Raw genomic sequence first — 15,819 nt, 5'->3', positions numbered from 1 at the left:
GCAGATAGCCGGCATCTCTCTGCCGGCTGCCGTTTCCGGCCCGAGACTACCCGGAGGCGCCTGATGGAGTCCGGCCCCGACGTGCGTGTCGAGCGGCTCACCCGCTACATCTTCTCCGCCCCGTCCTGGCCGCGGTCGCTTGCACTCATCGTCGTGCTCGGCCTCGTCATCGATGCTGCTACCTACCGGGTGTGGGACGAGCTGTTCCTGGTCGGCACCCTCGGGTTCTCGGTCCCGGCACTGGTCGCTCTCCTGCTGGCGGTGCCGCTGGTGCGGGCCTTCGGCGGCTACATCACCTGGAACCGCTCGGCGCTCCTCGCCCTGGCCTGCACGGTTCTTGCGGTGATCCTGAGCCTCTCGCCGGTGCTTCTCTTCGGTCGTGCTCTCTTTCCCACGCTCTATGCGATCGCGTTTGGCCTGGCCTTCGGCCTCCGGCTGCTGGTTCTCGTAGCCGTCGCCGATTACCGGATCTCCCGGATGGTCCTCCCCGCGTTCACCCAGAGTGCGGTTGCCATAGCGGTCGGAGCCTGGTTCTTCACCCCCGGGTTCGCGCCTTACGCCCTCCTCCTCCAGGTGGTCTTCGGGCTGGTCTTCGTCTTCCTGATCTGGGTGATCGAGCGGCCGCTGAAGCGGGCGTTCCAGATCAGCGGGCTCAACTTCCTCAACACCTTCATCGCCCACCTGACCGACGGGTCGAAGAACATGGAGGACTTCTTCCGCGAGATCGGCGAGGAGGTCTATGTGCCCCAGATCTCCCTCTTCTTCTCCCGTGACTCGGGGAAGAACGTCCTCTTCACCGTCCCGAACGTCCACCCCGGCCCGATGGGCGACGTCGGCGGCGGGAACCTCCCCCGGATCCTCCACGACACCTTCCCCGAGGAGACGCTTGTCGCCCACGGCTGCGCCACCCACGACTTCAACCTGGTCTCGGAGAGCGAGATCGAGAAGATCGCCCGCGCCGTCGAGGCGTCGCGGGAGGGGCTCGCCTACTCTACCACCGCGAGCCGTCCTGTCCGGGTCGAATCGGGCTCGGTCTCGATCCTCTGCCAGCGGTTCGGGGACGCCCTCCTGATGGTGAGCACCCGGTCGCCGGAGCGCACAGAGGACCTCGACTACTCGATCGGGATGGCGATCATGGCCGAGGGGCGGTGCGACTTCTCAGAGGTCGCGTTCGTGGACGCTCACAACTGCATGACCAGCGTGGGCTCCCCGGTCCTCCCGGCGACGAAGATCGCGACGGAGTACATCGCCGCCGCACGCGAGGGATTCCGGGCCGCACGGGACCTCCCGGCGGAGCCGCTCTCGATCGGTGTCTCCCACGTCAGGGTTCCGTTCACCCGCGAGCAGGGGTTCGGGTCGCTCGGGGTGCAGGCGCTGGTGACGGAGGTCGAGGGGAAGCGGGCGGCCTATGTCCTGATCGACGGGAACAACGTTGCTCCGGGCGTCCGGGAGCAACTGCGGGCGGTGGCGCTCGAAGACGTCGACGAGGCGGAGATCATGACGACCGATACGCACACGGTGAACACGATCACCGGTAAGAACCCGGTCGGCTACGTGGTGCCGGCGAAGGCGATCGTTCCCTACATCGAGCAGGCAGTCCGCGAAGCGATCGCCGATCTCGCGCCGGCCCGCGTGGGGGCGGCGACGGCTTCGTGCGAGGGGGTCGTCGTCTTCGGGTCGCAGCGGGTCTCGCAGCTCGCGAGCACCGTGAACGCGATGCTCGCGTTCATCGCCCCGCTGAGCCTGATGATCCTCATCCTCGCGTTCCTGCTCTCGGTCCTCGCCTATATCGCGCTCCAGTAGGGGCGGGAACGCCCTTTTTCTTTCTGCACGCCCAACCCCTATCATGAACTACCGGTTCGCTGGTCGGATGGGGCGTGCCCCGGAGTCGTTCCTCGAAGAGCTCTTCCGGGTCTCGGCGGTGCCCGGGGTGATATCGTTTGCTGGAGGCCTGCCGGGCTCGGCATACATCGACGTCGAGGGGATCCGGGAGGCGGCCCGCGAGGTCTTCGCCGACGAAGGGCGGGCGGCGCTCCAGTACACGACGACGGACGGCTACCTCCCTCTCCGGGAGTTCATCGCCGACCGTTACCGGCGGAGGCTCGGCCTCCCGGCGACGCCTGAAGAGATCCAGATCGTGAACGGCTCGCAGCAGTGCCTCGACCTGGTCGCGAAGATCTTCCTCGACTCGGGGGACGCCGTCGGGATGGAGCGGCCGGGCTACCTCGGCGCGATCGAGGCCTTCTCCCTCTACGAACCAGTCGTTCACTCGGTTCCCCTGGAGGAGGACGGCCCGGACCTTGCGGCGTTCGCATCGCTCATCCGCGACCATGCGCCGAAGTTCTTCTACGGTATCCCGAACTCGCAGAACCCCTCGGGGACGACCTACTCGGAAGGCAAGCGGCGGGCGGTCGCGGAGGTCCTCGAAGGGACGGATACGGTCTTCTACGAGGATGATGCGTTTGGCGAGCTCTTCTTCGACGGAAAGCCCCGGCCGCCGGTGAAGCGCTACCTTCCGGAGCAAACGGTGATCTCGGGGTCGTTTTCTAAGATCGTCGCGCCGGGGATGCGGATCGGCTGGATATACGCGCCGGCGCCGATCCTCCGGGAGTTCAACGTCGCGAAGCAGGCGGCCGACCTCCACTCGAACTTCCTCTGCCAGGTGATCCTGCACCGCTACCTTTCGACGCACGATCTCGATGCCCACGTCGCCCGCGTCGCGGCGGTCTACGGCGCAAACTGCCGGCTGATGTGCGACCTCCTCAACGACCTGATGCCGCCGGGGACGACCCATACGAACCCCGAGGGCGGGATGTTCATGACGGCGACGCTGCCGGATGGGATCTCGTCGATGGAGGTCTTTTCAGAGGGTGTCAAGGAGGGCGTAGCGGTCCTCCCCGGGGTTCCGTTCTACGCCGACGGCGGCGGGGAGGATACGATCCGGCTGAACTTCTCGGCGGCTGGCGAGGAGGAGATCGCGGAGGGGATCCACCGGCTGGCGAGGGTGGTGCGGCGGCTGGCGTGAGAGGGGCTACCGGCGTTTCGTCATGCTCCACGCCATGAGCCAGCATCCGATCATGACGAGCAGCCCGTGGGCGATCCGGACCGCCGGGGGCGCGAAGAACTGCGGGAGGAAGAGCACGAACCCGAGCGCGAGCGGGATGCCGCTCCACCCAGGGAGGATGCCCGAGCGCCAGATCGCGGCCCCGAAGAGGATGCTGCCTGCCGCAAGAGCGAGGAGGCCCGCACCGAAGAGCCAGACGCCTGCCCCGAACCGGATCGCGTCCGTGAGCGTTACCAGAAGATCGACGCTGTTCTGCTCGATCGCCTCCCGGCCGACGGCGGCGAGCGCGAACGTCTCGGCCCCGTAATAGGGGAGGATCAGCCCGACGCCGGTCCAGGTCAGGACGAGCGCCGCGATGCCCTGGGGTTCGGCCTTTGTCTCGCGCAGGATGCCGTAGAGGCCGAGCAATCCGAGAACGAGCAGGATGAACCCCATCATGGCGAGCGTGTGCGAGAGGAGCCAGGCGGTGGAGGCGAATGCCCCGGCGCCGGCGAGGGACGCTTCGACGGTGTACGGTCGGATCGCGGGATACGCGAAGAAGCAGGCGCCTGCAACCGCGAGCGAGAGTACTGCGAGACGTGTTCTGGTCATCGGTTTATCTCCGGTCGTGGCGGTCGGTTATTCCGGCAGGCAGGGCCGGCCGGGGCTTGAGCGCCGCTCTACCTGGACGAGCATCAGCACCGCGGGTTCGTTGCCCACCGTCCCCGATCTATGGCCCCTGTGCCCCTGCCCGTTGGGCCGGGTATTCCGGTCATTCCCGAACGAGAGTTCCCCCGGCCCCATCTCCACGCGGGTGCCGTCCATCGTCTCGACGAACCAGCGGCCCGAGAGCGGCACGATCCACTGCGGTTCCGGGAACTCGCGCCACTCGCCGACCCAGCCCGCGGGCAGGACGAGGACGACGACGCGGGCTGCCGGGTCGCCGGGTCTCCCGATCCACGACGGCGCGGCACCCTGCGATACGCTTGCGAACGCGAAGTCGGTAAGCCGGCAGCGGTCCTGCCGACTCACGCCGTTCTCGTCGGTCCAGACGTGCCAGTAGGGGACTTCGGGCGTGTCCGGGTTACGGTCTCTCTCCATGGTAGCCTCCAGTCTTCGGGCCCGTCCTCAAATACCTTTGGCCTCGGGAGTCGCCCTGGAGAATGGTTGCCGGAGCGGGTTTTTCCCCGGCGGCATGCGGGCGCTGGACTTAATACATGCGGTGGAGAATAGGTAATGGCACTTTTCGAGCGAGGGTAGCCAAGCCCGGCCAAAGGCGGTGGACTTAAGATTTAATACTAAAAAAGGTTACTAGATCTCGCCGTCTGCCGAAGCCGTCATCCGGCGTCGGACTTATTACGTGCAATCAACAATAGTTATTGGATCTTTTGAGCGAGGGTAGGTAAGCCCGGCCAACACCGACGGACTTAAGATCCGTTCTCGAAGGAGTCCGTGGGTTCGAATCCCACCCCTCGCATTCCGTGAATTTAATCTTTGGCATTATTTAACCGGAGAAGCCACCTCCGGCAAATGAACGATGATACCTAGGAGATTGTCCGAAAGTGTCTCCTCTCAAATAAAGTTCGTCCCACGTTTTCTAAGGTTTGAACATTCTGAACCTTGACGAGATCGCCTTAATTCTATATTCCTTTCGAAGCGGAAGGGCTTTATTCCAGTGCTGGAAAAACAGGGTGCATGGAACCACTTGATGGCGAGCAGCATAGACAACTGCTCAATATTGGAACTCAACGGGTAATTGGGAAAATTCTCCTCCTCCAGGACCTCTATGGACACGTAAGATTATTGGAACAGGCAAACCAGAACCCTGACCAGATGGCTCTTACGCGAGTTGTACTGAAACAGGTATCTAAAAACGTGTGCAAAGACTTAGAAGAGTTGTTCGAGCGTTATCAAGATCCAATCTTTCGAAAAACACGGAATGCCATCGGCAGTGCTGGCACATCTCTTGATGACGGAAACTATGTTGCCGGAATAAAAGCGACATATGAGGGTTTTGAAGATCTAACAGCAATGGTTGAAAAGAAAGTGTTCAACTATTAATCTGCTGGATCTCCATTTCATTGACGACCTCAAAAATTGTCTGATCTCCATCGATGTAGAATGAATATTCCTCTGTATCCATTTTTGGACTTGCTGGTGTAAATGCCGGTTTTCCACCACGCATTGTGGTAGCTAATCCAGATGGTTTGACAGAATAATATGTCTTGATCACAATCGGCAGTTGTATCCCCCATACGCCCAGATACGGAAGTATCTGTGCTTTGATTCTCTCTGGTGTCATTATGCCTTCGCCTCGTTTGTCTGCCGAGCGTTTAACCCGCACTTTAGAGCCCTCTCGTTCAGCGTAGTAAATTGACCACTTCAAGCGTGCTTTCCCATGAAATCCCTCTTTGCTCAATATTATCTCTCCATCTGGAGCGCTCCTTTGATTCTCCTCCAGCTGAAACTTGAGGATTGATATGATCACTAGTAATACTGCCGGATGTAGGCATAGGCACGGTCGAAGAGCTCCTGGTCGGTGTGGAGTTTGTACTTGAGGAGGGTGCGCCGGAGTTCCTTCTGCACCAGCCGCTCACCCTGCGAGGTATGCTGCCAGTCGGGGAAACGCACTTTCTTCACGATCTCGTCGATATCGGTCACGATTCGCTCGACGATGATATGAGTGCCTTTGTTCTTTGCCTCGTTGAAGAGCTCGGTGAGGGCTTCTTTTGCCCTGTCGCGTTCTTCCTCCGGATCGGTCTCCCGTTCGGCCTCGACGACGTCTCTCGCCACCTCGAGGATGGCCTTGAGGAACTCCAGGCTGGTGAGGAAGCCCTGCTCGTGGCGTTCCCTCACTTTTTCCAGTCGCTCGCCCAGCGCGATGAACGCCGGGTTTGTTGCATGCCTGCGCAATCGGGCGATGAGTTTTATCTCGATCTCGCGAGCTCTCTTCTCCGGTTCGGCGTCGCCCAGGATCTCGTCGAGCACCTGCGCATCCAGCACCAGCGTCTCGACATCGTCCCGCATCGACTGCACATGGACGTTCTGGTTGATCAGATCGACCGTCTTCGCGCCGAGGGCGTGCCAGAGCAGCCTCCCGTGGCCGCTCGGAGGCCTGACGGATTCATAGACCTGCGTGAGCCACCGGAAGTCTCTCTCGTACGGCCCGAGCACGGGGTCGGGAGACAGTGCCTCCCAGATGGTACCGAGCACGGAATACTCCGCTGCAAACCTGTCGCGGACTTCGTTGTCGGGCAGGCATTGCTGCGCTTCCATAAGCCCTTCGTAGCCGCCTTTTGTCCGATCTACTCCCGGGAAGAAGGCAAGGCACTTCTGCACCCGGACGGGCAGCGCTTTACGCAGTTCGTCGATGTTTGTGATGATCTGCTGCACGGCTCTCTCGTCGAAGTCGAGCGCACGAGCCACGTCGTCGAAGATGCCGATGTAGTCCACGATGAGGCCGTGGGTCTTCTTCTGGCCGAAGGTGCGGTTTGTCCGGCAGATGGCCTGCAGGAGGTTATGGTCCTTCATCGGTTTGTCGAGATACATCGCCTGCAGGATCGGCGCATCGAAACCGGTCAACAGCTTGCTGGTGACGATGATGAACTTGAGCGGGTCCGCCGGGTCGCGGAAGCGGTCGAGCAGTTTCTCTTCGGCATCCCTGTCACGGGCATGGGTTTTCCATTCGGGCGGATCGCCGGACTGGCTGATCATCACGATGGCGCTTGCTTCAGGATCAATCAACTCGTCCATCACCTGTTTGTAGAGCACGCAGCACTCGCGGTCGAAGGTCACCACCTGCGCCTTGAAACCGTTTGGTTCTACCCTGGTCTGGTAGTGCCTGACGATGTGGTTCACCACGGCACGAACGCGTTCGGGGTTCTTCACGAGCACCGCCATCTTCGCCGCCCGTTTGGCGAGGTCGTCGCGGTCCTGTTCGCTCAAGGAGCCGGTGATCTCCTGGTAGGCTTCGTCGATCGCCGCCTTATCGACCTGTAACTTCACCTCCGGTGCCTCGAAGTGCAGCGGCAGGGTGGCCCGGTCGCGGATGGACTCCTGGAACGAGTAACGGCTCATGTAGCCCTTCTCGTCTTCGTCTGCGCCGAATGCCCAGAACGTGTTGCGGTCGGCCCGGTTGATGGGTGTCCCGGTGAGACCGAAGAGGAACGCGTTCGGCAGCGCCTCGCGCATCTTGCGGCCGAGATCCCCTTCCTGGGTGCGGTGCGCCTCGTCGACCATCACGATGATGTTGGAGCGTTCGTTCAGGCTTCCATCGGCTTCGGCGAACTTGTGGATGGTGGTGATGAGCACTTTTCGGACGTCCTGTGCGAGGAGGGTCTGCAGTTCCTGCCGTGTGGCGACGCCCACCATGTTCGGGACGTCCGCAGCGTTGAAGGTGGCGGTGATCTGGGTGTCGAGGTCGATGCGGTCGACCACGATCATCACCGTGGGGTTGCCGAGTCTCTGGTGCAGGCGGAGTTTCTGCGCGGCAAAGACCATGAGCAGCGATTTTCCGCTGCCCTGGAAGTGCCAGATGAGCCCTTTCTTCGGATAGCCTTTTACGACCCGTTCGACGATCTGGTTGGCGGTGGTGAACTGCTGGTACCGGGCGATAATCTTGATCCGCCGGTGTTTCTTGTCGGTGGCAAAGAGGGTGAAGTACTGCAGGAGGTCGAGCACAATCTCCGGCTGGAGCATGCTCTCGACCGCCCGGCGCACATCGGCAAGCGTTCCCTCCGGTTCGTTCTCCTCCGTCCGCCACGGTCCCCAGAGGTCGATGGGCATCCTGATCGAACCGTAGCGGTAGACCCTGCCCTCGGTGGCGAAGGAGAAGACGTTGGGGACGAACATGGCCGGCACCTGCTTCTCGTAGATCTCATTCATCTGGAACGCACCGTCAAACCAGGTCACCGCGCTCCGGGTGGGGGTCTTTGCCTCGCCGATCACGAGCGGCAGTCCGTTGACGACGAAGACGATGTCGAACCGCTTCTCTACCGGGCCGATCTGGTAGGTCCACTGGTTGGTGACGACGAGGTGGTTATTGCCCGGGTTCTCGGCGTCGACGAGCCGCACCGGGACGTGCTCGCCGTTCTGCCCGAAGGGCATGGTCTTCTCGCCCCGGAGCCAGGCCATGAAGTTCTCGTTCGCCCGCACGAGGCCGTCGGCCTGCACGGCGAGGATGACGGCGCGGAGGTTGTAGATCACCTCGTCGGCCCGGTCGGGCTCGGCAGCGATCTCGGGGTTCAAACGGATGAGCGCGTCCCGCAGCCACGGCTCTACCATCACGTCGCCGGAACGGCGCGGGATCTGGGCGGGGGGCACGTAGTCCCAGCGGGCCGGGCGGAGGTCGCCGCCGAGGGATCCGCCCCGGTCGGGAAGGGGTTCTCGGACGGTCAGGCGCTCGGCCCGTCGCTGGAGGGTGACGGTGTCGAGGATCAGCTGCTCGACGGTGGAGGATTCGGTGAAGATCATGGTTTAACCTCCACGATTTGTGAGGATAATGCAGAAGTCAAATTTCTAGATGCTGCTATGTATCGATTAATATATGAAACAGATCTGGCAACGTGTTGAACTTTTTTCGCAATTTCATTCTGCACCGTGATAGGTGGTAGCCTTACCGGAATCCGCTCACATTCTGATTTGTTCAATTTCCGCTGGTACGTTCCTGTGATGTAAGGTTCAACAGAAATCGACTCTAAATAGTTAGCCAAAAAATCAATGCTGACTCCCGGTTTTGGCCTGAGAATATGAGCGTGGTTATTCACCCATATCTTTCCTTCAACTTTGAAAGCAATGCGTGAAGTGCGGTTGACAAGATTAAAACCGTCCTCGCTTAGCAAGACCAATGGCTCATCGAAAAGATAATCGTCAATATGGTCGATTACTCCCGAGGCTCCATAATATGGATACGGCCCCTTTCTTATTGCCCTTTGTTTTTCACTCAGTGGAACCCGTTTCCCATCAAGAAATTCTACGACCTCCGAAAGAGGCTCTAAATCGTACTTCGTAAGATGGTCGCCGAATAAGGATCTCTGATATTCTGTGAGGGCATCGGTAACGGCTATGTATGAATTTATTTCGGAATCAATCGCCCAAAGGACATCTGCAATACGGCGTTGCTGGTCGAGCGGCGGGAGATCGAACTCCTGATGCCGAAGCGTTGTCCAGTTGATAGTAGGCGAGAGCGATCCGACCGAGATCTCTATAGCTCGATTCATGAACGTATCACTCATCATGAAAAAAGGAAGGAACTCCGGTAGTACTGCTTCCGGTTTCGCTCGTAGAACCATCCCATGTGCCGAGAAGTATCCATCATGAGGAGCAATGGCCACGCGGCGCAGATAGGCGTTGCGTTTGGCAAATAAGATGTCGCCTTTCCGCATCTTCAATTTTTGACCTTTCAGATCTGCTTCACTCCCCCACCGGCGAACATGTAGAGTGCCGGACTCCAAGTGCTCTAAACCAATATAGGTCGCAGAGTCATCTGGCGTTGGCTGTCCAGTTTCCCGAATGTTCTCCGCGATTTGATCAAATCGAAAACGCTGCCATTTCGAGCGATCGAGCCATGGTGGAGTATTTACCTTGAATTGATGTGCATCAGCCAGTGGATCGAGGTTCTCTCCATTACCAAGTATAGTGGCGACGATCTGCTGGATATGGGACGAATTTTTCAACCATGTAGCAAATGTCTCATCTAACGAGCTGTCAGGTGAACGAATATTTGTCCGGCGATACTCCTGGTTTATGACATAGAGAGGGATGTTGATGCTCCATCCCTGCTCACGAATTTCCTCAATTGTTGCAACATGAGCGAACTCTGATTCATTCCTGAACGCCCGATAGGCCCCGACGATCCGCTCAATGTGCTCTTCCGTGAGGAAGCTCTGCGCCCGTTCCCGGGTGACTTCGCCCACAGCGCTGATGAAGAGGATTTTCCCCTGTCTTTCCTCGGGCTTCCTTGTGCGGCAGATGACCACGCACGCCTCCATCGGCGAGTTATAGAAGAGATTCGGCCCGAGGCCCAGCACGCACTCGATCAGGTCGGCCTCGATCAGTTTCCGCCGCATCTCCGCCTCCTCCTGCCGGAAGAGGACGCCATGGGGGAAGAGGATGGCACACCGGCCGGTCTCTTTGTCCATGCTGGCCAGGATGTGCTGCCAGAAAGCGTAGTCGGCCCGGCCCTGCGGCGGCGTACCAAAAATATTGCGTCCCCAGGGATCTGCGGCAAAGGCAGACCTGTCCCACTGTTTGATGGAATACGGAGGATTTGCCAGCACCACATCGAACCGCTGCAGGCGGTCGCCTTCCACGAATTTGGGCTCGGAGAGGGTGTCGCCGCGAACGATGTGGAAGTCCTCGATGCCGTGGAGGAAACAGTTCATCCGGGCGATGGAGGAGGTCATCAGGTTGCGCTCCTGCCCGTAAAGGCGGACATTGCGCCACTCCAGTCCCTGGCGGCGGAGGTGGGCGATGGCGGAGAGGAGCATGCCCCCAGAGCCGCAGGTCGGGTCGTAGATGGTCTCGCCCGGCTGCGGTTCAAGCAGCTCGGTCATGAGGTGGACGACGGTCCGGTTGGTGTAGAACTCGGCTGCGGTATGGCCGGAGTCGTCGGCGAACTTCTTGATCAGGTACTCGTAGCCGTTCCCGAGTTCGTCCTCGGGAAGGTTCGCAATGGTGAGTTCGAGCGAGGAGAAGTGCTCGATGAGATCGCGGAGCATGGCGTCGGAGAGGCGGTCCTTGTTCGTCCATTGCGCGTCGCCGAAGATCCCGTAGAGTTTATCCGGGTTCGCGGTCTCGATCGCCCGCATGCCGGCCTGGAGAACCTGCCCGACGTCCCGCGCAGCCTTCCGCACCTCACGCCAGTGGGCTTCGGGCGGGATCTGGAACCGGTGGTTCTCCGGGAACGCGGCGAAATCAACATCTCCGCCTGATTCCGCAAGTGCTGTCTCTGTCTCTTCGTCGTAGACATCGCAGAGGCGCTTGTAGAAGAGCAGCGGCATGATGAACTGCTTGTAGTCGCCGGCATCGATGGTTCCCCGGAGGAGCACCGCCGCTCCCCAGAGGTAGGATTCGAGCTGCTGCTGTGTGATGCGGGCGGTCACGGCGTCTCCCTCCCAGCAAGCAGGGCGCGGCCCGTATCCGTAATACGGTACTTCTGATTGCTGCTTCTGGGCTTCTCCGGGATGGTCATCTCGATAAACCCGGCCTGCATCAACGGTCTCAGCACGGAGTTCCTGAACTTGGTTCGACTCGTCCTGCCGACAACATCCATGAGTTCGGAGACGGACTTCTCCGTCACGCAGGCACGTAGCACAACAACCTGGTCCCCACTTAGTCCCCACTTGGTCCCCACTTGGTCCCCCATTTTAAGTTCTGTTGTCCCATTGCGCTCTGGTCTCCAGAGAACCTGGACGAACTGCCCGCAGTCTTGCCGGAATTCCGGCGGCGGCAGGCCCGCACGAGAGCACTGCTCGATCATATCGAGAGTGCCCGTACCGGCTTTCTCTATGTAGCGGGTCAGGAAGAGCGGTTCCGCAATGAGAGGATTGCGCGGGATGGAAGGATGCGGGGCACGGAGCGCTTCGGGCGACAGCGATGGCGGCAACTGGCCGGGATTCCATACTTCCAGCCGATCGGAGAAGAGCATGACCTGAACGGAAGCGTTTGAGACGTAGTCTCGGTGCGCGATGGCGTTGATGATGGCTTCGCCCACGGCCTCCTGGGGCACCTCATAGTTCATCGGCGCTGTAGGACCCTCGGCCCGGGTGCCGATAGAGCAGGCAATCTTGGAGAGTACAAAGTCGAGCGACTGGTCGACCAACTCAAAGACGGTGCCCTTGTAGATCTGGTAGGAGGGGATGGGTTTACTCACCTCGGTGCCATGGAAGTGAAGGCATTTGACCTCGGAGGTGATGAGAAAACGCTGAGGTTGTTTGCCGAACAGGAGCACGGCTGCGTTGCTGGGTTGATCGCCATCCAGCAGGTTAAGGTGAGCCAGCGCCTTGCGCAACGGAGTATCGGGGTCGAGGGCATATCCACGACTCCGCCGGGCACGTGAGAGGAATTCTGCAATCTTCTCCTGCGAGATGTCATCAAGCGTAGCATCGGTGCATGCGGAAGCGTCGAACGGGCGGATCCGTAGCATGCCTGTGTGAGCCAGATATTCGACGAGGCTGGAATAAATCTCTGTAGTCAACTCAGGAACGCTGTTGAAGCGGCGTCGAATGAGTTGATCTTCGACTCTGCGCAGAAGGGCACGCACCTTCGGACCGCGCACCGAGTCGTTACTGCCTTTAACGAAGACCAGACGCTCCTTACCTCCGGCAGTGGCCCGATCAAACTCACGTTCGGTGGGGGAGAGGCCATCGGCATCCTCATGGCCGTATTCATTCCCGAGAAGACAGAGATAGACATCACAGCGATCTACCTCCGTCAGATAAGCCTTATCCGGTCGCTGGCCGGAAGCGGGCAGGTCTTCGAAGAGAAATGCATCGAAGAATCGGCGGAACAGAGGATTGCCGTTAATATAGTCACGTATCGCTTGCCGCTCTTCAGCAAACTCCTTCTGGTGGGAACTGACAAACAGGCCGAGCCTCTTCATGACAGCAGGCCCTCCCGCTTCAGGATAGCGATAAGCCGCTCCTCCGCCGCAAACGCCGCCTCCGCGCTCTCGCGGAGTTTCTGCAGCGCCTCTTCGACGGTCGGCACTTCCTCCTCGACCTTCGGCTCGAGATAGCGGGGGATATTCAGGTTGTAGTCGTTCGACGCGATCTCCTCAAACGCCACCACCCGGGCAACACCCTCTACGTCCGCAAAATCTCGATACCACCCGTAAATGCGGTCGACGTGCTCGGGGAGCAACTCGTTCTGGGCGCGGCCGGTTCTGTACTCCTTTGAAGCATCGACGATAAGCACCTTCTTCTTCCGGTCGTCGCTTTTGCGCTGGCGGAAGACGAGGATGCAGGCGGCGAGGCCGGTGCCGTAGAAGAGGTTTGGACCCAGGCCGATCACCGCTTCGAGCACGTCCATACCGAGGATCTTCTTCCGGATGGCACCTTCTTTTCCCATACGAAAGAGCACTCCGTGCGGCAACACAACAGCCATGCGGCCGGTCCCGGGTGCCATCGACCTGATCATGTGCTGCACCCAGGCGTAGTCGCCGCTCTTCGCCGGCGGCATTCCGGCGAAGTTGCGGCCGAAAGGATCGCTGGCCCAGACCTCCTCGCCCCATTTCTCAAGCGAGAAGGGGGGATTGGCGATAACGCAATCGAAGGTCGCGAGATTGTCGCCCGAAAAGAACGCCGGGCGACGGAGGGTATCGTCACGCACGATCGAGAAGTCCTCCGCGCCATGCAGGAAGAGGTTCATTCTGGCGATGGCCGAGGTAGTGAGGTTCCTCTCCTGGCCGAAGAGTTTGCCCCAGAGTGTTCGGTCGTCGCCATGAGCCTCGCGCACATGGTGGACGGCTTCGAGCAGCATGCCGCCTGTCCCGCAGGCCGGGTCGTAGATCGCCTCGCCCTCGTGCGGGTCAAGAATGTTGACCATCAACCGCACCACCGCCCGTGGGGTATAGAACTCTCCCGCTTTCTTGTTCGTGAGGTCGGCAAACTTCTTGATGAGGTACTCGTAGGACTGGCCGAGGATATCGGCTTCGGCGGCCTCGTTTCCGAGGTTGATCCGGGAGAAGTGTTCGATGAGGTCACGGAGCAGGGCGTCGGAGAGGCGATCTTTATTTGTCCATTGTGCGTCGCCGAAGATGCCGTAGAGTGTATCCGGATTCGCCGTCTCGATGCAGCGCATTGCTTTCTGCAGGGCCTGCCCGACGTTTGTCGTCACTTTGCGAACGTCGTTCCAATGGCACTCATGAGGGATCTGGAACCGGTAGTTCTGCGGAAACCGGGCATACTCTTCATCGCCCCCGGATTCGGCGAGAGCTGCCCGATACTCTTCATCGTGAACATCGGAGATCCGTTTGAAGAAGAGCAGCGGGAAGATATACGTCTTGAAGTCGGCCGCGTCGACAGGTCCACGCAGGATATTGGCAGCTTCCCAGAGGTGGGATTCGAGTTGAGCAAGGGATGTTGTCGTGGTGACCATTGTTTGACCTCAAGAGAACTGTGCAAGGACCGCGGGGGGAGGCGGGCTATCTCTCTACAGATTCCATCCAGCCTTCCCTCTCGGGTCGTTGCAACACGTTAAGTATCAATTTTGGATCGGGACTATATTAACTTACCAATTTCCATATTCCGGTATCTTTTGATTTTTCCCAATTCTAAATTTGTATGATGCCTTTTCGTTTAATGTTTGGTGGCAAATCGAACAGTTATAACCCGAGCATAATATCACCCACATATTCCTCGCACCGTCCGTACGAGTTTTCTGAGGACGTGTATGCCTCAAAAATGACTTTCTGCACTGAAGTTTGAAAGAAGAAAGGCTTCTGACGCCAGAACTCGCTGTGTAAATCTCCATCTCATTGTTGGAGAATTGACATGCCCCTGGTACATCGCCGTAACCTTCAGGACGGAGTTCGGCGAGATGTAGCACTAGTACACTGGAAGGGCAATTTATTATACTACTTTTATAAATGGGGGGGCATGTCTCCAACATACCGTGATGCAACCATCAACTCCGTCGAAGCGACTGCCACGGTCAGCGGCAGCACGGGCGGCGGCCGCGACGAGAAGGGCAACGTGTACTTCTTCCCGAACGTCTCGGTGAGCATCGGCTACTGGTTCGACAACGAAGGAGTTCCCTCTTCGGACTGGGACACGCACTTCAAGGCGCAGTTGTGGATCAACGGCGAACAGGTCGGCAAGAAGCAGGATCTCTCGGCCGGCGGCCCGCAGACCTACACGTTCTTCGCGCACAAGTTCCCGGCAGCGGGGACGTATAAGGTGGAGGTTCGCGGGAAGAACTCGAAGTCGGTCGACGTTACGATCAAGAATCCGCCGGTGCAGGAGAAGAAGGCGGCGCAGTGATGGGAGGAGCGCTAATTTTTCGCTGATCTATAACGCCCTGTTCTGGATCTGTTGAGCACCGAAAACCACTTATGAGATTGTGCAATAGGTGTACCTGTTATACCCGCTACCGTTCCGTTGTGGGACGGTAGTTTGTTCTTTTGTTTTACTCCCGTGTCACGAGCAGGTTCAGGTAGCCCGGGCAACATCTCCTCACGGAGCCGGTCTTTCCCCTCGATTATGTGGCGGCTCACCTGTCCCGGGGATGGAGCATGCTTCGGTGAAGGTCATTCCAGCACCTCCCAGTGACCGCCCCGGGCAGGGCCGATGCGACGGAGCCGGCCTTGCTGTTTCAATTTTTCGATCTGTTTCTTGATCGCTCGGTCGGTTACACCTACGCTCCGGGCGAGTTCAGCAATGGTCACGGTTGGGTCATGTTGCATGAGTTCAATGATCTTCTGGGAACTTTTCTGGGAACCTTTTGGGGAACTTTTCTGGGAACCTTTCTCCGAACTTCTCTCCTCTTTTCGGTGAACCGTGACGGTGAAAAGATCCCCCTCTTGATCGTCGGTAAAGTCGATCTCGGGCCAGTCTTCGAGTGCCCGCTTGATACCGGAGCCAAGGCCGCGGTACGGTAGCAGTCCCTTTGCGACGTACGATGCAAGAATCGGGTTTCTGATATTGGAGTTTCAGTACTTCGCTAATTTTCGAACCAGCATATTCTCTGCCGAACCCGGAAACCCGCACAAAAACGAAAGATTTATATCGTTTGCAGGCGTCCCCTCATGCCTTTTGCCAAAAGCAAGAAGACGACCT

12 protein-coding genes and 1 tRNA gene are annotated in these 15,819 nt (G+C 59.2%); 5 read left to right on the top strand and 8 right to left on the bottom strand.

What is annotated here, in order from left to right; genetic code table 11:
• The first annotated feature begins 63 nt into the window (after positions 1-63).
• The gene (locus FKB36_RS10860) at positions 64-1,803 is read left to right on the top strand and encodes a DUF2070 family protein (protein WP_261598093.1); all 1,740 of its coding nucleotides are present in this window, start codon (positions 64-66) and stop codon (positions 1,801-1,803) included.
• Positions 1,804-1,846: 43 nt separating this feature from the next.
• The gene (locus tag FKB36_RS10855; protein ID WP_261598092.1) at positions 1,847-3,025 is read left to right on the top strand and encodes an aminotransferase-like domain-containing protein; all 1,179 of its coding nucleotides are present in this window, start codon (positions 1,847-1,849) and stop codon (positions 3,023-3,025) included.
• 6 nt (positions 3,026-3,031) lie between these two features.
• On the opposite strand, the gene FKB36_RS10850 is transcribed toward FKB36_RS10855, so the two are convergent.
• Positions 3,032-3,655, bottom strand: coding sequence for a hypothetical protein (locus FKB36_RS10850; protein WP_261598091.1), 624 nt, complete (start codon positions 3,653-3,655; stop codon positions 3,032-3,034).
• Positions 3,656-3,682: 27 nt separating this feature from the next.
• Positions 3,683-4,144, bottom strand: a complete 462-nt coding sequence (locus tag FKB36_RS10845; RefSeq protein WP_261598090.1) for a cupin domain-containing protein — start codon at positions 4,142-4,144, stop codon at positions 3,683-3,685.
• Between the two features lie 291 nt (positions 4,145-4,435).
• On the opposite strand from FKB36_RS10845, the gene FKB36_RS10840 reads away from it, so the two are divergent.
• Positions 4,436-4,520 (top strand) — tRNA-Leu (locus FKB36_RS10840).
• 218 nt (positions 4,521-4,738) lie between these two features.
• Positions 4,739-5,104: a hypothetical protein gene (locus FKB36_RS10835; protein ID WP_261598089.1), complete on the top strand. Its 366-nt coding sequence runs from the start codon at positions 4,739-4,741 to the stop codon at positions 5,102-5,104.
• Here FKB36_RS10835 and FKB36_RS10830 read toward each other — a convergent pair.
• Genes FKB36_RS10830 through FKB36_RS10810 form a run of 5 tightly spaced genes read right to left on the bottom strand, consistent with a single transcriptional unit; the run spans position 5,094 to position 14,140 of the window.
• Positions 5,094-5,531 carry a hypothetical protein gene (locus FKB36_RS10830; RefSeq protein WP_261598088.1) on the bottom strand — a complete coding sequence of 146 codons (438 nt, stop codon included), beginning with the start codon at positions 5,529-5,531 and terminating at the stop codon, positions 5,094-5,096. The genes FKB36_RS10835 and FKB36_RS10830 overlap by 11 nt on opposite strands.
• Complete coding sequence (locus tag FKB36_RS10825; RefSeq protein ID WP_261598087.1) at positions 5,531-8,515, bottom strand: type I restriction endonuclease subunit R; 2,985 nt, start codon at positions 8,513-8,515, stop codon at positions 5,531-5,533. The genes FKB36_RS10830 and FKB36_RS10825 overlap by 1 nt, the downstream gene beginning before the upstream one ends.
• A complete protein-coding gene (locus FKB36_RS10820; RefSeq protein ID WP_261598086.1) occupies positions 8,512-11,145 on the bottom strand; it encodes an N-6 DNA methylase in 2,634 nt (877 codons plus the stop codon). Before FKB36_RS10820 ends, FKB36_RS10825 begins: the two co-directional genes overlap by 4 nt.
• A complete protein-coding gene (locus FKB36_RS10815) occupies positions 11,142-12,644 on the bottom strand; it encodes a DUF4062 domain-containing protein (protein ID WP_261598085.1) in 1,503 nt (500 codons plus the stop codon). The genes FKB36_RS10820 and FKB36_RS10815 overlap by 4 nt, the downstream gene beginning before the upstream one ends.
• Positions 12,641-14,140, bottom strand: coding sequence for a type I restriction-modification system subunit M (locus FKB36_RS10810; protein ID WP_261598084.1), 1,500 nt, complete (start codon positions 14,138-14,140; stop codon positions 12,641-12,643). Before FKB36_RS10810 ends, FKB36_RS10815 begins: the two co-directional genes overlap by 4 nt.
• A gap of 500 nt (positions 14,141-14,640) precedes the next feature.
• Between FKB36_RS10810 and FKB36_RS10805 the strand changes: the two genes are divergently transcribed.
• Positions 14,641-15,024 (top strand): hypothetical protein, encoded by a 384-nt coding sequence (locus tag FKB36_RS10805; protein ID WP_261598083.1) that lies wholly within the window; start codon positions 14,641-14,643, stop codon positions 15,022-15,024.
• Between the two features lie 266 nt (positions 15,025-15,290).
• Here the strand turns inward: FKB36_RS10805 and FKB36_RS10800 are convergent, their stop codons facing one another.
• Positions 15,291-15,446 carry an HTH domain-containing protein gene (locus FKB36_RS10800; protein WP_261598082.1) on the bottom strand — a complete coding sequence of 52 codons (156 nt, stop codon included), beginning with the start codon at positions 15,444-15,446 and terminating at the stop codon, positions 15,291-15,293.
• Positions 15,447-15,819 lie beyond the last annotated feature (373 nt).

It is taken from the genome of Methanoculleus formosensis (genome assembly GCF_025384765.1).
GTDB lineage: Archaea > Halobacteriota > Methanomicrobia > Methanomicrobiales > Methanoculleaceae > Methanoculleus > Methanoculleus formosensis.
This window is presented reverse-complemented; position numbering and strand designations above follow the sequence as displayed.